The sequence below is a fragment of the Chryseobacterium sp. RR2-3-20 genome, from assembly GCF_017808115.1.
Taxonomy (GTDB): domain Bacteria; phylum Bacteroidota; class Bacteroidia; order Flavobacteriales; family Weeksellaceae; genus Chryseobacterium; species Chryseobacterium oryzae.
On record NZ_JADQBD010000005.1, the window covers coordinates 49,532 to 68,345 of the forward strand.

19 protein-coding genes, 1 tRNA gene and 1 other RNA gene are annotated in these 18,814 nt (G+C 33.8%); 13 read left to right on the forward strand and 8 right to left on the reverse strand.

Translation table 11 applies throughout. The features are described from left to right. The first annotated feature begins 178 nt into the window (after positions 1 to 178). A complete protein-coding gene (locus tag IV513_RS02270) occupies positions 179 to 1,429 on the forward strand; it encodes a dicarboxylate/amino acid:cation symporter (protein ID WP_209388896.1) in 1,251 nt (416 codons plus the stop codon). 120 nt (positions 1,430 to 1,549) lie between these two features. On the opposite strand, the gene IV513_RS02275 is transcribed toward IV513_RS02270, so the two are convergent. Further along, complete coding sequence (locus IV513_RS02275; RefSeq protein WP_209388897.1) at positions 1,550 to 4,351, reverse strand: GH92 family glycosyl hydrolase; 2,802 nt, start codon at positions 4,349 to 4,351, stop codon at positions 1,550 to 1,552. Positions 4,352 to 4,478: 127 nt separating this feature from the next. On the opposite strand from IV513_RS02275, the gene IV513_RS02280 reads away from it, so the two are divergent. Further along, on the forward strand, positions 4,479 to 5,582 hold the full coding sequence (locus IV513_RS02280) for an Mrp/NBP35 family ATP-binding protein (protein WP_209388898.1): 1,104 nt from the start codon (positions 4,479 to 4,481) through the stop codon (positions 5,580 to 5,582). Positions 5,583 to 5,624: 42 nt separating this feature from the next. Further along, positions 5,625 to 5,873 carry a NifU family protein gene (locus IV513_RS02285; protein ID WP_209388899.1) on the forward strand — a complete coding sequence of 83 codons (249 nt, stop codon included), beginning with the start codon at positions 5,625 to 5,627 and terminating at the stop codon, positions 5,871 to 5,873. Positions 5,874 to 5,988: 115 nt separating this feature from the next. Here the strand turns inward: IV513_RS02285 and IV513_RS02290 are convergent, their stop codons facing one another. Next, complete coding sequence (locus IV513_RS02290; RefSeq protein ID WP_209388900.1) at positions 5,989 to 6,816, reverse strand: alpha/beta fold hydrolase; 828 nt, start codon at positions 6,814 to 6,816, stop codon at positions 5,989 to 5,991. A 130-nt stretch (positions 6,817 to 6,946) separates the two neighbouring features. Between IV513_RS02290 and IV513_RS02295 the strand changes: the two genes are divergently transcribed. The 4 genes from IV513_RS02295 to IV513_RS15990 all read left to right on the forward strand — a co-directional run bounded on the left by IV513_RS02295 (position 6,947) and on the right by IV513_RS15990 (position 10,466). Then, positions 6,947 to 7,459 carry an RNA polymerase sigma factor gene (locus IV513_RS02295; protein WP_209388934.1) on the forward strand — a complete coding sequence of 171 codons (513 nt, stop codon included), beginning with the start codon at positions 6,947 to 6,949 and terminating at the stop codon, positions 7,457 to 7,459. A 6-nt stretch (positions 7,460 to 7,465) separates the two neighbouring features. Further along, complete coding sequence (locus IV513_RS02300) at positions 7,466 to 8,275, forward strand: hypothetical protein (RefSeq protein ID WP_209388901.1); 810 nt, start codon at positions 7,466 to 7,468, stop codon at positions 8,273 to 8,275. 328 nt (positions 8,276 to 8,603) lie between these two features. Beyond that, on the forward strand, positions 8,604 to 9,518 hold the full coding sequence (locus IV513_RS02305) for a hypothetical protein (protein ID WP_209388902.1): 915 nt from the start codon (positions 8,604 to 8,606) through the stop codon (positions 9,516 to 9,518). A 69-nt stretch (positions 9,519 to 9,587) separates the two neighbouring features. Further along, complete coding sequence (locus IV513_RS15990; RefSeq protein WP_317196395.1) at positions 9,588 to 10,466, forward strand: M4 family metallopeptidase; 879 nt, start codon at positions 9,588 to 9,590, stop codon at positions 10,464 to 10,466. Positions 10,467 to 10,544: 78 nt separating this feature from the next. On the opposite strand, the gene IV513_RS02315 is transcribed toward IV513_RS15990, so the two are convergent. Both IV513_RS02315 and IV513_RS02320 read right to left on the reverse strand, forming a co-directional pair. Continuing rightward, positions 10,545 to 10,994: a GAF domain-containing protein gene (locus tag IV513_RS02315; protein ID WP_209388904.1), complete on the reverse strand. Its 450-nt coding sequence runs from the start codon at positions 10,992 to 10,994 to the stop codon at positions 10,545 to 10,547. 14 nt (positions 10,995 to 11,008) lie between these two features. Then, positions 11,009 to 12,436 carry a TonB-dependent receptor gene (locus IV513_RS02320; protein WP_209388905.1) on the reverse strand — a complete coding sequence of 476 codons (1,428 nt, stop codon included), beginning with the start codon at positions 12,434 to 12,436 and terminating at the stop codon, positions 11,009 to 11,011. 53 nt (positions 12,437 to 12,489) lie between these two features. Here IV513_RS02320 and IV513_RS02325 point away from each other — a divergent pair, with 53 nt between their 5' ends. From IV513_RS02325 to IV513_RS02345, 5 genes are all read left to right on the forward strand, one after another. Beyond that, positions 12,490 to 13,257: an MBL fold metallo-hydrolase gene (locus IV513_RS02325; RefSeq protein ID WP_209388906.1), complete on the forward strand. Its 768-nt coding sequence runs from the start codon at positions 12,490 to 12,492 to the stop codon at positions 13,255 to 13,257. A gap of 67 nt (positions 13,258 to 13,324) precedes the next feature. Further along, positions 13,325 to 13,404: transfer RNA gene (locus tag IV513_RS02330), tRNA-Leu, on the forward strand. Between the two features lie 133 nt (positions 13,405 to 13,537). Beyond that, the gene (locus tag IV513_RS02335) at positions 13,538 to 14,713 is read left to right on the forward strand and encodes a thioredoxin family protein (RefSeq protein WP_209388907.1); all 1,176 of its coding nucleotides are present in this window, start codon (positions 13,538 to 13,540) and stop codon (positions 14,711 to 14,713) included. A gap of 1 nt (position 14,714) precedes the next feature. Beyond that, positions 14,715 to 15,371, forward strand: coding sequence for a DUF3575 domain-containing protein (locus IV513_RS02340; RefSeq protein WP_209388908.1), 657 nt, complete (start codon positions 14,715 to 14,717; stop codon positions 15,369 to 15,371). An 18-nt stretch (positions 15,372 to 15,389) separates the two neighbouring features. Further along, the gene (locus tag IV513_RS02345) at positions 15,390 to 15,596 is read left to right on the forward strand and encodes a hypothetical protein (protein ID WP_209388909.1); all 207 of its coding nucleotides are present in this window, start codon (positions 15,390 to 15,392) and stop codon (positions 15,594 to 15,596) included. 22 nt (positions 15,597 to 15,618) lie between these two features. On the opposite strand, the gene IV513_RS02350 is transcribed toward IV513_RS02345, so the two are convergent. After that, positions 15,619 to 16,302: a beta-carotene 15,15'-monooxygenase gene (locus tag IV513_RS02350; protein ID WP_209388910.1), complete on the reverse strand. Its 684-nt coding sequence runs from the start codon at positions 16,300 to 16,302 to the stop codon at positions 15,619 to 15,621. Continuing rightward, a complete protein-coding gene (locus IV513_RS02355; RefSeq protein WP_209388911.1) occupies positions 16,295 to 16,786 on the reverse strand; it encodes an RNA polymerase sigma factor in 492 nt (163 codons plus the stop codon). Before IV513_RS02355 ends, IV513_RS02350 begins: the two co-directional genes overlap by 8 nt. A 151-nt stretch (positions 16,787 to 16,937) precedes the next feature. Here IV513_RS02355 and rnpB point away from each other — a divergent pair. Then, positions 16,938 to 17,260: RNase P RNA component class A (rnpB, locus tag IV513_RS02360), an RNA gene on the forward strand. Between the two features lie 73 nt (positions 17,261 to 17,333). On the opposite strand, the gene IV513_RS02365 is transcribed toward rnpB, so the two are convergent. Next, entirely contained in the window at positions 17,334 to 18,203 is an 870-nt protein-coding gene (locus tag IV513_RS02365) for a PPK2 family polyphosphate kinase (RefSeq protein WP_209388912.1), read from the reverse strand. Between the two features lie 127 nt (positions 18,204 to 18,330). Then, positions 18,331 to 18,798 (reverse strand): DUF1573 domain-containing protein, encoded by a 468-nt coding sequence (locus IV513_RS02370; RefSeq protein WP_209388913.1) that lies wholly within the window; start codon positions 18,796 to 18,798, stop codon positions 18,331 to 18,333. Positions 18,799 to 18,814: the final 16 nt, after the last annotated feature.

The window sequence follows — 18,814 nt, forward strand, 5'->3', positions numbered from 1 at the left end:
AATGTAATAATAAAAATTATACCAACAGATTAAAAATTCAATAAATATCCAAAGGGAAATTGTTAAGGTTTTCATTTTCTGAATCTTAATTTTATATGTATAGCGTTTTTCTATTTTCAAATAAAATCTTAAGCTTAAATAATTAAAGCATTATATTTGTGTTTCTTGAATTATTTTTATGAAAGGACAAAACAAATTATTTATTGCAATTATTGCAGCACTCATAATAGGAGTAGGAATTGGAGGACTGGTTCATATACAGTATCCTGAAAGTGCAGAGCCGTTTTCTAAAAACATCAAACTTCTGGGGACTATTTTTATACGTTTGGTGCAAATGATTATCGCTCCATTGGTATTTACAACACTTGTTGTAGGAATTGCCAAAATGAGTGATATTAAAATGATTGGCAGAGTAGGAACAAAAGCAATGCTTTGGTTTATCTCTGCTTCTCTGGTTTCTCTTTTCATAGGCTTGATTTTGGTAAACTGGCTGGAACCGGGACACGTTACCAAACTGCCGATTCAGGATGTGACTTCTGCCGACGAACTGTTGAAATCCAGCAAAGGATTTTCTTTGGAAGATTTTGTAAAACACGTTATCCCAAAGAGTTTGTTTGAAGCTTTTGCTACAAATGAAGTTTTGCAGATTGTTGTGTTTTCTATTATGTTCGGGGTTGCGTTGGCAAATTTGGGTGATGATTATGCACAGCCGGTAATAAAACTTTTTGATGTTGTAGCACACGGAATTTTAAAAATGGTAGGCTACATCATGTGGTTTGCCCCTTTAGGCGTATTAGGAGCCATTGCAGCAGTAGTTGCGACCAACGGATTTGAAATTTTTAAAGTATATGCAATTTACCTCAGAGATTTTTTCTTTGCATTAGGAATTTTGTGGCTGGTTTTGCTTTTGGTAGGCTACATGATCTTAGGAAACCGTCTTTTTGATCTTTTGAAAAGAATAAAATCGCCTTTACTAATTGCATTTTCCACAACAAGTTCCGAAGCAGTTTTTCCAAAATTGGTGGAAGAACTAGAAAGATTTGGTTGTAATAATAGAGTAGTTTCTTTTATTTTACCATTAGGATATTCTTTTAATCTTGATGGAAGCATGATGTACATGACCTTCGCTTCTATTTTTATTGCTCAGATTTACGGAGTAGAAATGACGATTGGTCAACAGATTACCATGCTTTTAGTTTTAATGCTTACATCTAAAGGAATTGCTGGTGTTCCAAGGGCAAGTTTGGTAATTATTGTGGCAACTTGTTCTATGTTTGGGATTCCTCCGGAAGGAATTGCACTAATATTGCCTATCGATCATTTCTGTGATATGGGAAGAAGTATGACAAACGTTTTAGGGAATGCATTGGCAACTTCTGCTGTCTCAAAATGGGAAGGTCAGTTGGAAAGTCATGGCGGAGATATGTAATCGCTAATTTTGTTTGAATTTAAAGAATTCTTCTTCACAACAGGCGAATAATTTACAAAATCATAAAACAAAACCTCCTTCAACTGAAAGAGGTTTTGTTATTTAAAACTGAGAATTATTCTATTTCACAGAAATTTCATCTACAAAAACATAGGCTTCACCGCCTGCGCCTTGGTGCCATTCTGGAAGTTTACCATAATGATAGGCTTTTACTTTTAAGAATCGGGCTTCGGTCGGCAAAATATCCGTTGAAAAATCTTTTATCTGAACTTTTTCATCTTTAGGATCGATATTATTTTCTACAGTTTTCAGAAGAATAAATGTTTTTCCGTCCATTGAAGCGTTGTATTCTACTTTTTTAGGCATTAAAATCCATGCACGGCTGTCTTGTAGATAAGTTGAAGAAATATGGCTGATTTGTTGTGGAGACAGGAAGTCAATAACCGCTTCAAATGTTTGTCCCTGATAACCTTGCCATTCTCCTTTTCTCCAGTTGACATCACCATTTATCCCGTCAATAATCGCAAGTTTTCCACCTGCTGTATACTGAGGATGAACATTTGCATTAATTGTTACGTTCCAATGGTTAGATCTCCTGTTGAAATTTGAAGTGGTAATTCCGCTTTTCTCGCCATTTCTTTCTGAATATGCCGAAACCTGAGTAGTTTTACTGATGATGAATGGTTCTTTATATAGTTTATACGTTTTTTCAGTATTTTTATCATCTTCATCCCGTGTTATGTAGTAAATTTTGTCCTTTTCATTCAAAGGAGTTATTTTTACCTGAGTGGTAAAGTCAAAAAGTCTGTCTGCTACAATAATAGGAGAAGCTGTTTGCTGAGGATATTTTAGATCTTTAAAAGCTTTTACATTTTCAAATCCTAAATATTTAAGCTCATTTTGGGAGGTGTTTTTCGTAATTGTTTTGGTGGTTCCGTCTTCCAGATGTATTTTAATTTCATCAAAATAAGGCGTTGTAGTCTGCCATTCCGGAAGTCCGGGTGTCACGGCATAAATTCCCATTGCGCTTAAAATATACCATGCACTCATCTGTCCGCAATCTTCATTTCCTATTAATCCGTCTGGCGAATTTTTATAGAAATTATCCAGTATATATTTAATTTTTTCATTGGTTTTTTCAGGCTTATCAACATAATTGTAAAGATAAGCGATGTGATGGCTTGGCTCGTTTCCCTGTGCATATTGACCGATTAAGCCTGTAATATCAACTTGTTCTCTACCTGTAGTTTTATCGGGTGCCGAAAAAATACCATCAATAAACTGCTCGAATTTTTCTTTCCCGCCGTGTGCCTCAATTAATCCCGGGATATCCTGCGGAACAAAATAAGAGTAATGCCATGAATTTCCTTCTGTGTAATTATTATTCACTTCTCTCGGGTCAAAAGGTTCATACCAGTTTCCGTTCTTTCTTGCCTGTATAAAACCATTGTTCGGGTTGTAGAGGTTTTTCCAGTTCTGAGAACGTTTCATAAAATATTGATAATCTTCTTTTTTACCTAAAATTTTCGCCATTTGAGCAATACACCAGTCATCATACGCATATTCTAATGTTTTGGAAACACTTTCATGCTCATCATCAATGCTGATGTAGTTTTTCTGCTTGTAAGCGTCTAAACCAAAAATATCAAGCATTGCAGAGTTTTTTGCGGCTTCATAAGCCTTTTCGTAATCAAAACCTGTAATACCTTTTGCCATTGTGTCTGCAATTACAGAAACACCATGATAGCCGATCATACATTCTGTTTCGTTGGAAGCAAGCTCCCAAACCGGAATTCTGCCGCCCTGTTCTCGTTGTTTAATGAACGTATTGATAAAATCTGCTGTTCTTTTTCTGTCGATAAGCGTCATTAAAGGATGTGCAGCCCGGAATGTATCCCAAAGCGAGAAAACAGAGTAGTAGTTAAAATCTTTAGCATAGTAAAATTTGTTATCTCTGCCTCTGTATTTTCCATCCACATCCATATTGATGTTAGGCTGCGTAAAGACATGATACATTGCGGTGTAGAAAATTGCCAGTTTGTTTTTATCGTCAGATTTTACTTCAATTTTAGAAAGTTCTTTATTCCAGTCTGCAACTGCCTGATTTTGAATTTCGTTAAAATTATTTGATTTTCCTTCTGCCAGAAAGTTTTTGGCTGCACCATCATAATCTGTAGGTGAAAGACCAACTTTTACCAATATTTTTTCACCTTTTTTCACTTTCGAAGAGAAAGCGAGAGCCAGTTGAGTACCGGAATAAAAATTATTTCTCTGAGTTCCGTTTGCAATTGTAGAGACAATTTTCATGGGTTTAGAAAACTCAATTCTTGCATAAATGTATTGGTTGGTTGCCCAAGCTTCACTTCTTCTGAAAACTTCAATCGTTTTATCGTCTATAATTCTTACTTCGCCTTCCAAAAGTTTATCACGATGGTTTAAGTCTAAAATAATATTGGCAACACCAGCTTTGTTGAATGTATATTCATGATAACCGACTCTTTTGGTTGCTGTTAAGCGAACATCTATATTGTGCTTATCCAATTTAACAGAGTAAAATCCTGCAGATGCTTTTTCATTTTTATGCGAAAATTTTGATGAATATTCTTTTGGGTTGAGTTGTGCTATTCCCATAGTTGGCATAAGCATAATATCCCCATAATCGGAAACTCCAGTACCATTAAGGTGTGTATGAGAAAATCCGTAAATTACCGAATCGGAATAGTGATAACCACTGCAGCCATCCCAGCTTCCGTCAATTCTTGTATCCGGAGAAAGTTGTACCATCCCAAAAGGCACGATAGCACCGGGAAAAGTGTGACCGTGACCACCAGTTCCAATAAAGGGATTTACATATTGCGAATAATTTTGCGAAAATACATTATGACTAAGCAACCCTAGAAGGATGAATAAAAATTTCTGCATGAGTTCAAATTTAAAATCGTCCTAAAATACTACAATATTTTGTTCTACAAAAGATTTTGTCTATAGGTGTGTTTATTGATTCTAAATAATTAAAATTTCCGTAAATTTGTACTCAATTTATATTTGTATGTTGAATAAAGAAAAGGTTCAGAGTTTCCTTAAAGAAATAGAAGTAGATGATTTGGTAAATAATTTTCAGATAATGGGGAATGATGTGTATATTGATATGACTGCACATTCGCCTGCCATGCATGAAAAGAAAAAGCTTGAAGCTGCCATGAAACAGGCTTTCGCTAGTGAATTTGGAGAGGAAATTAATTTAAAGCTTAAAATTGTTTCTCCTGAACCAAGCGAAATTCAACAAAGTCAAATTAAAGGGAAACAAATTCCTGGAATTCAGAATATTATTGCTATCGCATCAGGAAAAGGGGGAGTAGGGAAGTCTACTGTTTCTGCGAATCTTGCGGTAACTTTAGCCAAAATGGGTTTCAAAGTAGGTTTATTAGATGCAGATATTTATGGTCCCTCTGTTCCTACCATGTTCGATACAGAAGGTCAAAAGCCAATTTCTGTAGAGATTGATGGTAGAAATTTAATGAAGCCAATTGAGAATTATGGCGTGAAAATGCTTTCTATCGGATATTTTTCGGGAGCCAATCAGGCGGTAGTGTGGAGAGGTCCAATGGCTTCTAAAGCGTTGAACCAAATGATTAGAGATGCTGCTTGGGGAGAATTAGACTTCTTATTGATTGATCTTCCTCCAGGAACGGGAGATATTCATTTGTCTATTATTCAGGAAGTTCCGGTTACCGGAGCTGTAATTGTAAGTACACCTCAACATGTTGCTTTGGCAGACGTTAGAAAAGGTATTGCAATGTTCCAGATGGAAAGTATTAATATTCCGGTGCTGGGATTGGTAGAAAATATGGCATATTTTACTCCGGAAGAATTACCGGACAATAAATATTATATCTTTGGAAACCAGGGAGCACAATATCTTGCAGATGATTTGGGAATTCCTGTTTTAGGAGAAATTCCTCTTATTCAGAGTATAAGAGAAGCGGGAGATGTCGGAAGACCTGCAGCATTACAGGAAGGTTCTAAGATTGCTGAAATTTACACTGAAACTGCTAAAAAAATGGTGGAAAGTCTGGTAGAAAGAAATAAGTTTTTGCCTCCTACTGAAGCTGTGAAAATCTCAACAATGGCAGGTTGCTCACCAAAAAAATAATTAAAATAATTTCAAAAATATTTTTGAAAACCAAACTCAAATATGGAAATAAAGACCACCCACGAAGATACAGTAACCCGAGTTATAGAAGCTTTAGACAGTATTCGTCCTTTTCTGAATAAAGATGGGGGAGATATTGAGTTGATTGATGTGAAAGATGAAACTGTTTTTGTGAAACTTTTAGGCAATTGTTCGGGCTGTTCTCTTAATTTTTCTACATTAAAATTAGGTGTGGAAAATACTATTAAACAGCATGCTCCCGAAATTGAAAAGGTAGTAAATGTAGAATAAAAAGAATACGATATATTTTTTCAGACAGATCTCTTGAGGTCTGTCTTTTTTTATAAAAAAAGCCGCAATTATAAAAACTGCGGCCGAAAATAATAAAAACTATAAATTGAAAAAACTATTTAGTTAAGAAATGAGTCAAGATTTCATTAAGCTGCTTAGAGTGTGTTACGTTTAGCCCGTGAGGAGCATCTTCAATGGTGATAAAATCATTATCTGAAATGCCTTTTGCTGCTTGTTGTGCAGAGGTTTCAATAGGAACAATCTTGTCATTGTCACCATGTACAATAAGTGTTTTTACATTAATATTGCCAAGTTCTGGTCTAAAATCTGTATTTGCCCAGCTTTCTGCGCATTTTAAGGTTGCAATAGGTGATGCTGATGATGCAATATTCCAATCATAATCCAGTTGTTTTTGGCTTACCGTTTGAGAAAGCATTCCGTAGCCGTAAAAATTTTTATGAAAAGATTCTAAAAAGGTAACACGGTCGTTTTTAAGGTTTTTCATTATTTCATCCAAATCATTTTGTGGTACACCATCAGGATTATCATCTTTTTGCTTAACTAATGGAATGATAGAAGATATGAGGGCAATTTTATCAACATTTTGCGAACCGTAATTGGTAATATATCGAACTACTTCGCCTCCGCCCATAGAAAACCCTAAAAGAATTACATTTTTTAATTCCAGCTGAGAAACTAATTCATGTAAATCGGCAGCAAGACCATCGTAATCATATCCATCTAATGTAGGGGTAGATTTGCCAAATCCTTTTCTGTCGTAGGTTATTACTCTGAAGCCTAAGTCTAAGAGAACCGGTACCTGAAGTTCCCAAGATTTTCCGCTTAACGGCCATCCATGGATTAAAATAATCGGTTGTCCCGATCCGAAATCTTCATAATAAAGCTCAAAACTTTTATTGTCTTGTTTTTTAATATAAGGCATATATGTATTTTTTGGTGTGATATATGGTACACAAAATTTAAGCCATTAAAATATATTGTGGTATATTTAATTTTTTGAAAAATTGTAACAAAGAAACCAAACGCTGTACTAATCATTACAGCTTTTAAAAATATCTTTACTGGAAAAGGAATTTCTGGAGAAAATTAATAAGCATAAAGGGGTTATCTTCAAAATCTCCAAAATGTATATGGATAATCCCGACGATCAAAATGACCTCTATCAGGAGATCATCTATCAGGCATGGAAATCCTACGGCGAATTTCAAAATAGAAGCGAATTTTCTACCTGGCTCTACAGAACAGCTCTCAACACTGCAATAGTATTTCTCCGAAGCGAAAAAAAACGTGGTTTTATACAAAACCAAATTGTGGAAAATATTAATATACATCAGGAATCTTACAACGATACAGATGATGAGAATATGAAAATGATGTATGAAGCTATTTATGAACTCAGTTCTATTGATAAAGCCCTTATTTTCTATTTTCTTGAAGGTTTTTCGGGTAAGGATATTGCACAGCATTTAGGGATTACAGAAGTGAATGTGAGGGTGAAACTGAACAGGGCAAAAAGTAAACTGAAAGAAATTATCGAAAGAAAAAAGTTTTCTCAACATAAATAATACACTATGGAATTAGAGAATTTAAAAGAATTGTGGAACAAAGGAGAGCAGGAGCTTCCGGAAATATCTTTAAAAAAACAGGATGAAATTCATTCACCTTTGGAAATGATAAGAATAAATATGCAAACTGAATTTTGGATACTACTTCTTACGCTTCCAATGCTGTTAATAGGTTTTCCTTTTGCTACAAAAGATATCAGTATTAGAATAATTTCTTTTTCTATAGCTTTTCTCACATTACTAATAATTATTTATTTTTATTCGAGACTGCTGAAACTGTACAAGTTGCTTAAAAAGAGAGGGGTTAATACAAATTATGATCTTTTTAATATTAAAACCCAGCTTTTGGTTTCCAAGGAGATTTATATATCCTATTATATATCCTATATTCCTTTAGCTTTTTTATCTTGTTTAGAACGCATTCATTTCGAATTTAATTCCGGGTATAATATTGCTATTTTTATAGGTAGCTTTTTAATTACAATACTTCTCTTGTGTTTTCTCATTAAATATTGGACGTATTATATGTACGGAAAATACATACAACAAGTTGTAGATCTTGTTGATGAACTTAACGGATTGGAGGTGATCCCCAATAGAAAGAAAAATAATTCTTGGTTTGAGCGTTCGCAAAAATATTTTATGAAGAAGTTCGGAATTAAAGGCAATGTTCTTAATACCATAATATGGCTAATATCCGTTTATATTTTCGTTACTATATTCTTCTTAATTGTCATACTTATCATAGTTTTCATTGGGGAAAAGCTTGATATTATAGACTTGAAAATACTTCTGAAAGCTTTAAATCAAGAATAATAGTGGAATTCTTTAACATAAATAATTAAAATTTAATAAAAGTGTAATTGTCTTGTAACATATTAAATGTTTTTGTACTAACTATAAGATTTAATCAATAAAAATAGTATGAAAAAGACCGTCATTCTTATTAAAACATTAATTTTCTCTTTTACAGTTGGTGTTACTCCTTTTTTAGTTGTAAAAGGTCAGAAAAAAACAAAATGTTGAGCTCACTGTAAAGGATCTTCCTAAAAAAGTAACTACTTCTGCCTTAGGAAATTTTAGTGCAGATTTTAATGGAAAAAATATTTCATCAGAATATCTAATCAATCATCTTGGAGAATGGTTGGGAGGAAACAACGATCATACTTTTAATCTTATAAATACTTCTGTTGATGAGTTGGGAATTAAGCATTCATCCTATCAGCATTATTACAAAAATGTAAAAGTAGCCGATGAATTAATATTGCTTCACGAAAAAGATGGCTTGCTTACGTTTGTTAATGGTGAATATACTAATGATATAGATATTCCTTTGGGGCAAATTCTAGACAAATCTGAGATTGAAAGCATAGTATCCAAAGATATGAAATTGCCAAATATCACTTTTGCAGAATTCGAAAATGTGATTACTAAAGTATTGACGGATAGAGGAGTGAAGTTATATTCGGCTTCTACGATTAATGCTTTAGCTTTAAAAAATCTGAAAGGCTATACCTACTATGTTGATAATGCTTCCAAAAATATTGTTAAAAAACTGGAAAAAATTCATCATCATAATAATAATTATGTAGCAGAAGCTTCTTCTCTTAAAACGATGAAGCCATTGGTGGATACGCCATCTACAAGTGCAACTTTTTATAGAGGAAATCAGCAGATTACGGTAGATTCTTATAATGGATTGTACCGATTAAAAGATAATGCAAGAAATATTTACACTAGAGATGGTACCAACTGGGATGGAAGTGGTAATACTTTTACTGGAGAATTTACAGGTACAATTACAGAATATACTAGTGCAACTCCGAATTTTACGACAAATGACATGAAACCTCCAGTGGAGGCTCATTGGGCGATGTCTAAGGCTCACGATTATTATTTAAGCAGACATAATAGAAATTCTTACGATGGAAATGGTTCAATTATAAGAAACTATTATAATGTTAATTTTGCACCTGCTAATCAGCCAATCAGTGGTATTAATGCAGCTGCAGTGGATGTACAGGGTATTGTAGGGATGGTTTATGGAAATGGTCTTTAACAAGGACAAGCTGGATATTTTAATCCTTTTGTTGCATTAGATGTAGCGGGACACGAATATTCTCATCTCATTGTTAGTAGAACAGCCAATCTTGCTTATCAAGGTGAGTCTGGTGCATTAAACGAGTCTTTCGCAGATATTTTTGGTGCTTCTATCGAGTTTTATACTAATATAAGCCCAAATTGGACGATTGGAGAAGGAATTCCAAATCCGGCACTAGGTTTTACATTTTTAAGAAGTATGTCTAATCCTAATTCTGGTCCTGCAATATTGGGTTCGCAACAGCCAGATACTTATCCGACCAATCCCACTTTTAGTGGCTCTACACAATATTGGGCATCTACAATTCCAACATATAATGCTAATGGTCAAACGACAAACGATCATGGTGGAGTACATACCAACAGCGGGGTAGGTAATTATTGGTTCTATCTTCTTTCAGCCGGTGGATCGGGAATAAATGATATTGGAAATAATTTTAATGTAACTGGTATCACCATCCAAAAAGCTGAAAAAATTGCCTATAGAACTTTAGCCAATTATCTAACAGCGAATAGCCAATTTATTGATGCTTATAATGCAAGTAAACAAGCGGTTACAGATTTGTATGGTGCAACCGGAAATGAACAGCTGCAAAATGTGAAAGCTTGGTATGCTGTAGGGATAGGAAATGGACTGTTATCTACGTCAGAAATAAAAAATAAGATAGAAAATCAATTGGCTGTTTATCCAAATCCTGTTAAAAATGGTATATTTACTATAGAAAATAATAGCAGCGAAGGAATCTATGAAATTTATGATGCTTCAGGAAAGCTTATCAAAAATAGTGATAAGTTGCTGAAGGGTAACAATAAAATTAATGTTACCGGAGTTGAAAAAGGAGTTTATTTCGTTAAAATTAATATTGAAGGATCTATTGTGTCTAAAAAAATTGTCATTGAGAAATAATTAATCAGCAATTTAATGATAAAAAACCGGCAAACTATTAATAGTTTGCCGGTTATATTTTTTAATACTGTTATACTTTTAAAGTATTTTAGAAACTTCATTACAAAGCCACTCCAACAATTCTAAATCATCTTTTGTAAAAGGATCTAAAGTATGGGAGTCAATATCAATCTGACCAATATTTTCTCCGTTTTTAAAGATAGGAACTACTATTTCTGCTTTTGTATCTATGGAACAGCTTAAATAATTCTCCTGTAAATGAACATCCGGCACAAGAAAAGTTTCGTTAGATACGGCGACTTGCCCACAAATACCTTTACCATAAGGGATAATTGTGTGATCTGTTTCTGCCCCAACGTAAGGTCCTAGTTTGAGTTCGTTTTTATCTCCGTTTTTAAAGTAAAATCCAGTCCAGTTAAAATAAGAAATTTCTTGGTCTAAAAGGTGACAGGCTTTCTGAAGCTTTTCTTCGGTATTATGTTTCGGACTTTCCAATATAGACGAAAGCCTTTTTTTTAATTCAGACATTATCAGTAATAATTTTATGAAAACTGTTTTAGAGATAATTCGTTTTTAAATCCGAACATTGCTCTTTCTTTAATCATTTCCGCAACACCTTCCGGTACCTGATTTTCCCATCCGCTCATATTGCAGGCAATTTTTCTGAGAATCTCTCGGGAATAAATTTCCAAAAATTCTGGATTGTAGTTTTTAATGTCTACAATACGGTTGTTCAGCTTAAAATATTTGTATAACTCTTTAAGATTTTCTTCCACTTTCAGATTGTCAGAATCCAGAAGTTCGTGCGTTTCAGGATCTTTGTAAGGATAAAGGTAAACTCTCATTCCGTTTCTGAAAAACTTACCAAACGCTTCCAAAATTCCTCCTGAAAGATCTTTATAATATTTTTCATCAAAAACCATCAACATATTGTTTACGCCCATTGCAACGCCAATATTTCCGTTGGTGTAATGCGAAAAATAATCAATCAATCTGTAATATTCGGAGAAATTGGATATAATTACGGTGTATCCTAATTTACCAAGAACGTCGACTCTGTCGAGAAAATCTCTTTCATTAATATCTCCGTCTGCTCGAAGGTTGGATATGGTAATTTCTATTAAAACTTCTGTTTCCTCCATGGTACAGGTTGCATCTTTCAGAAACATATCCATACCGCTGCGAAGCATATCAATATTTACCTTTGTAACAGGTCTGAAGCTTCCCCTTACCGCAAAAATATTTTTTTTGTACAAAATATCGGCAGGAAGCATATTGTTACCTTCAGAATTGAAGATTACAGCATCGGTCATATTGTTTTTTACAAGCTGTAAAGACATCAGTCTGTTATCAACATACGCAAAAGCAGGTCCACTGAAATCAATCATATCAATTTCAAGGTTATCAGTCGCAACATCATCGTAAAGAGACTCTATGAGCCTTCTAGGATTGTCGTAATAATTAAAAGCCCCAAAAATAAGGTTGACTCCAAGATTTCCTAATGTTTCCTGTTGAAGTGTAGCATCATTTTCTTTGAATTTAACATGAATGACAATCTCATTATAATCCTGATTTTCTTCTACCTGAAAACGGATTCCTACCCAACCATGACCTTTAAGAGTTTTGTCGAAATTAATTGTAGTAACCGTATTGGCATAAGAGAAAAACTTTCTTCCGGGATGATTTTCTCTGGAAATTCTTTCCTCAATTAAAGATACTTCATAACGAAGCATTTTTCTGAGTCTGTTTTGGGTAACATATCTGTTTTTTACCTCTTTTCCGTAAATGGCATCACTGAAATCTTTGTCGTACGCCGACATTGCCTTAGCAATTGTACCTGAAGCTCCTCCAGCTCTAAAAAAGTGTCGAACAGTTTCCTGCCCAGCTCCAATTTCTGCGAAAGTACCATAAATAGTAGGATCTAAGTTAATTGTTAATGCTTTTTGTTTAGGAGTTAGTTTCTGATACATTAGGACATTAAATTTTTCGTAAATTTACCAAAATTAAAACAACCTCAAAAGAAATGAAGTTGAAATTTTTAGGAACAGGAACATCACAAGGCGTTCCGGTGATTGGTTGCCAATGTGAGGTATGTACATCAGATAACCCAAAAGACACACGCTTTAGGGCATCTGCAATGATTACTACAGACGAAAACAGGAAAATTCTTATCGACTGCGGACCAGATTTCAGGCAGCAAATGCTTCTTAATCATGAAAATCATATTGATGTAACGCTTCTTACCCATGAACATAATGACCATGTTATCGGTCTCGATGATATGCGCCCTTTAATCTTTAAAAGTGGTAAAAATATGCCTCTTTATTGTATGAAAAGAGTTGGTGAGGAAGTGAAAAACCGTTTTCCATACGCTTTTGCCAATGAAAGATATCCAGGTGCACCCGCTTTTGATCTGCATGAAATAAAAAATGAAAAATTTACAGTTGCAGATACTGAGATTCTTCCTATTGAAGTTACTCATTTTAAAATATCGATTTTTGGATATAAGTTTAAAAACCTGGCTTATATTACAGATGCGGGTTCAATTTCAGAGTCAGAAAAAGAAAAATTGAAAAATCTGGATGTACTTATTTTGAACTGCATCCGTAAGTTCGATCCTCATCCCGCTCATTTTATTTTGCCGGACATCTTGCAGCTTCATAAAGAATTAAAACCTAAAAAATTATTTCTTACTCATATCAGTCATCATTTTGGTTTGCATGATGTTGAAAATAAACTGCTTCCCGACGGAATTAGCCTTGCTTACGATGGTTTAGAAATAAATTTTTAAACAAAAACTGAAAAAAAGTTTTTGAATAGTAAAAAAAGTTTCTATATTTGCACACCGATTTACACGAGCCCAGGTGGCGGAATTGGTAGACGCGCTGGTCTCAAACACCAGTTCTTAGGAGTACCGGTTCGATCCCGGTCCTGGGTACAAAAAACCTCTGAAATCATTTGATTTTCAGAGGTTTTTAATTTTTATAAACTGTTTAGACTGTTCTTTCTGTTTTTTGTTAATTAAAGAAATACAAAAATTAAGTATCTTCGCTTTTTTAAAATATATATAAATGAAAAGGTTAATCTCCGGATTATTGGTCTTTTTTAGCATTCTTTTATGGGCTCAGGAAGGAATTCAGTTTGATGAAATTCCGTTTAAAGATTTGCTGGCAAAAGCAAAGAAAGAAAATAAACTTGTGTTTATTGATGCTTATGCTTCGTGGTGCGGACCGTGCAAGATGATGGAGAGGAATACTTTTCCCCGAAAATCTGTTGGAGATTTTTATAACAAAAATTTTGTGAATTCCAGAATTGATATGGAAAAAGGAGAGGGAAGAGAAATTGCGGCTAGATTTGGAGTAAGATCTTATCCTACCTATCTTTTTCTTAATAGTGATGGAGAACTTGTAGCTCAAAATTACGGCTACATGGAAGAAAGCGTTTTTTTGGCGATGGCTCAGGATATAAGCTCTCCTAAAAATAAAAAAGGTTCGTTTAAAGAAAGGTTTGAAAAAGGAGAAAAAGATCCTGAATTTCTGATCAGTATTATGAAACTTAATGCTAATGCAGATTACGATTTTGCCAAAAAAGCATCTGAAAGATATTTTACCAACAAATCTAAAACCGAATTACTCAACAAAGAAGAGGTTGGATATTTGCTTTTTTTCCTGAAATCTCCGCAAGATCCCAATTATAAAGTATTTGAAGATAGAAAATCTGATATTCTACAATATTTCCCTGAGCAGAATTATAATGATTTTAAAAATCAGCTTCTTTTGGCAAAAATAGTTCAGGAATCTATTGATGAAAATAATAAAAAAATTAATGATGATTATTTTCTTAAAACTGCGGAGCCTATAGTTGGTAAAGAAACTGCACTGTTAAAGCTTAATCAAACCAAACTTGCTTATTACGAACAGAATGCTAACTTCCAAGAATATGCTAAAGCTGCTTTAGAATATTATAAAAATGCAGATTCTTTTGATACTAATGAGCTGTTAAAAGCTGCATGGATTTTTGCGGATCATATTAAACATAAGTCTTCATTGAAAAAGGCAGCAGAGTGGGCAGAAAAATCGGTAATGAGAGGAGAAACTTCCGAAAATACCTATATTTTAGCCAAAATATATTTCAATATTGGGAATAAAGATTTAGCTGAAAATTTTGCTGAATTATCCAAAGACATCGCAATAAAAAGTGGGAAAGATGCTCACTTAGCTCAAGAGTTAATTAATCAGATCAAATAAGATGAAAAAATTTTTTAACATTAAACTTTTGATGACATTTTCGTTGTCATTACTTGCTGTTTTAAGTATTCAGGCTCAACAAACCACCGATAAAACTGCAGTAGAAAAAAAGCTTTATGTAAAAGGAAATGTTCTATTGGCTCCAATCGGTATTGTTAATTTAGGGTTAGAAAAACAGATTAATAACAATTTTACAGTTCAGGGAGACGTAGTGATCTCACCGTGGAAATCTTTTTCAGGTCACGAACTTCAGTACTATTCTTTGTCTGGAGAAGGTAGATATTATTTTAATGAAGCATTTCAAGGTTGGTTTGTGGGAGCGAATATTTCTGCAGCAACTTTCGTGCTTCAAAAATGGAGTTATTGGAAGGATGAGCCATTTCCTAGTAAAAATGAAGAAGGTGTAACGTACACAAAGTCAAATCTTTACCAAAAAGGTTTTTCTGTTTTGTTTGGTGCAACCTTAGGGTATCAGTTTAAATTATCCGACAAATGGAGAATGGAATTGTATGGAACCATAGGTACCTCTCAGGATTTTTACAAAGGATACGATAGAATTTCCGGTAAAAGATATGATGAAGATCCAAACGGATATAACAGAAGTGGAGAGATTATTCCCTACAGAGGTGGTTTAATGATTTCTTATCAGTTGAAATAATTTATTTAAAATATTATCATGAAGCTATTGGGGAAACATCATCTTATTATTTCTGCGATTACTTTTGTAATTCTTTTTTTGATGAATTATATTGGGAACGACGAAGCAGATAAAGTGCAAAGAGCGCTTATGATTGCCGTTTCAGGAGTTATTGGTTTAACATTGGGTTTAATTATTATGAACAAAGGGAAGAACGATAAAACCCCTCCCCATAATTTTGATTGATTTTTGTTGTTTATGGTGAATATTAGCTCTTGATGTTTTCTTGAGATTCTATTTCTTTAAGCTGTTTTAGGTTTTTGTCTAATCTGCTCATGATGATTCCGTAAACCAAGCGGTAATAAATCCAGATTAAAAATATGCAGAGAATTGTACTAGCAACGATTCCAGCAACAAATCCGGTAAATTCGGAGTTATTGAGTTGGATATGTTGGGTATTGAGTATATAAAATGCAAATCCAGTTAAAACCAAAATCAAAACAATAAGCAAACCAATGTTGGTAAGGATAAATGCGTTAACTGTTTTCTTGAAAGTAATTATTCTGATGATGAACAGTTTAAGATCTTCCTGTACTTTTATTTTGATGTAATTCAGATAAAATTTAACTACAAAAAAACCTGTTACTAAGAGGCTTAAAACTTTTATAAGCAGGTAAATATGATTGAGTTTTGTTTCAAGCTCAATATCTTTTTTCACACCCATTTTTTCTAAAATGGAGAGGAAACTTTCGGAATCATTGCTTTTTATGATGTAAAATAATGCTAAAACCGTAAAAAATAAAAATTCGGCTACACTAATCCAGAAAATATATTTCATGTAGTTGCGCGATTTTTTATTGAGCATTTTCAGAATCTCATTATAATCGTATTTAGGCTGTACAGGTTGTTCCTGCCAGGTTTTCTTAAAGCTGTCTAAATTAAATTCAGGCATGTTTTTCCATTTTTTCTTTAAGTACTTTCTTAAGTCGGTTCATCTTTACACGAGCATTCACTTCGGTAATTCCTAAATTTTCTGCAATATCTTTATAAGGAAGATCATCCAGATACATCATTACAATTGCTCTTTCTATATTCGGTAAAGTTTTAATTACGGTGTAAAGAAGTGAAATTTGCTGTTGCTTATCATCATCATCTTCCAAAAAATCCCGATGATTAATATCCAGCTCATTGGTTTGAATGCTTTTGGTTTTCTTTCTAAAAAGCGTAATAGCAGTATTCAACGCTACACGATACATCCATGTGGAAATTTTAGAGTTTCCTTTAAAAGAATCGTAGCTTCTCCACAATTGGAGTACGATTTCCTGAAAAAGATCTTCTTCATCTTCCAGAGAATTGGTATAAAGACGCGAAACTTTAATAATCAGTCCCTGATTATCTTTTACAAGCTGCGCAAATTCTTTTTCTTTATAAACCAAAACAAATTTATGACTGCACGAAGATAATAATTTTAATGTAACAATCTAACAATGTAGGAGTCTAACAATTTTAAAATAAATTATAACTTCTTTTAGATTGGTAAATTGATACACTGCTACAGTGTTATATTAAATTGTATCTTTGCAGCCACGAGAAAATCGGCTTGTTGATTCTTACTTTGGTAAGGGTAGGAAAGTCCGGACACCATAGAGCAGCAAAGCGGATAACATCCGTCATCCGTGAGGATAGGACAAGTGCAACAGAAAGCAGGTACAGTTCGGCTGTAGTGAAACCAGGTAAACTCTTTGCGGTGCAATGATAAGTATATCGGTTCTTTTCAGCAATGAAAATAGGGGCGGCTCGTCCTGAAAGCCGAGGGGTAATCAGCTCAAGTTTTGCAGTAATGTAAAACGTAGATAAATAACAGGCACTTTTTTTAAGTACAAAATCCGGCTTATAGGTTTTCTCGTGTTTTTTTTGAAAGTGACGAATACGTAAATTTATTTTCTGATTCCGTATCCGCCACATTTTTTAGAATTGAATTTTCTATTCGCTTTCTAATTTCTTTTTGGCTTCATCCAAACCTTTTCTTTCTTCTTTTGAAAGTTCTGGGAATTTCAAATTCATTTTTTCTAGAGTATTAATAATAATTTGCAGTGCCGAAAGTCTTGCAAACCATTTGTTATCCGCCGGAATTACATACCAAGGCGCTTTATCTTTTGAAGTTTCGTTAATGGCTTCTTCATAATATTTCATGTAATCATCAAACAAATCCCTTTCCAGAAGATCAGATGCAGAAAATTTCCAGTTTTTTTCCTGCTCATTAATACGATCCAAAAGACGTTTCTTCTGTTCTTTTTTAGAAACATTTAAAAAAATCTTCACAATTGTGGTTCCGTTATCGGCGAGATGCTTTTCGAAATTTCTGATGCTTTCGTAGCGGTTTTTCCAAAACTGATCATCAAAATCTTTTACAGACTTCCATGTTTTTTCGCTCAGATTATATTCCGGATGAACTTTACACACCAAAACACTTTCGTAGTGAGATCTGTTGAAAATTCCAATCATTCCCTTTTGGGGTAAAGCTAAATAATGTCTCCATAAAAAATCATGAGAATATTCTTTAGAAGTGGGTGTTTTAAAACTGGTAACATTGCAGCCCTGCGGATTTACACCTCCAAAAACATGTTCTATTAAACTGTCTTTACCTGCGGCATCCATTGCCTGAAGCACAACAAGAAGAGATTGGCTTCCGTCTGCGTAAAGCTTTTCCTGCAATTCGCGAAGTTTATCTTTTTCTTCACCTAATATTTTTAATCCCTCTTCTTTGGTAAGATTACCTTCATACTCGGTAGAAGTTTTTTTTATAGAAAAATTTCCTTTTACAAGAAAATCGTCAGAAAAATTAGTATCCATATTTGCGTAAAAATTAAAATGGGCGTTTAGGGTTTTATAAGATTTTATATGATCTTTAAAGTTTGAAATAAATATAATAAAAAATCCGTCTCGAAAGAAACGGATGATATAATTTTCTGTGCAGCTATTATTTTGCAGCAGCAGCTTTTCTAGCTTCTTTAGCTGCTTTCTTTTCAGCTTTAGCTTTAGCTTTCAGTTCTTTAGGTGTTAATGGTTTTGGATCTGGAGCATTAGGAGTTACTTCACCTTTAATGTAAATTACGCTTCTGCTGTTAACAGGATCGTTAGAAAAAACTTCAATCATTTTTTGAAACGGAGCCACATTAGCTGTTGCATACCCTACTTTTATCTTCGCAGATTTTCCCGGTGCAATAGGCGTAGTGCTGAATTCTGGTGTAGTACATCCGCAAGATGCTTTTACATTAGAAATAATAAGTGGCTTATCACCAGTATTGGTTACAGTGAAAAATCTTGTACCGTCAGAATTTGGTTTAATTTGACCATATTCGTAAGTAGTTTTGTCAAAAGTAATAGTTTGTGCAGATGCTAAAGCGAAAGTTCCGAATAAAGCAATTCCTGCGATTAATTTTTTCATATTCTTTGAATGTTAA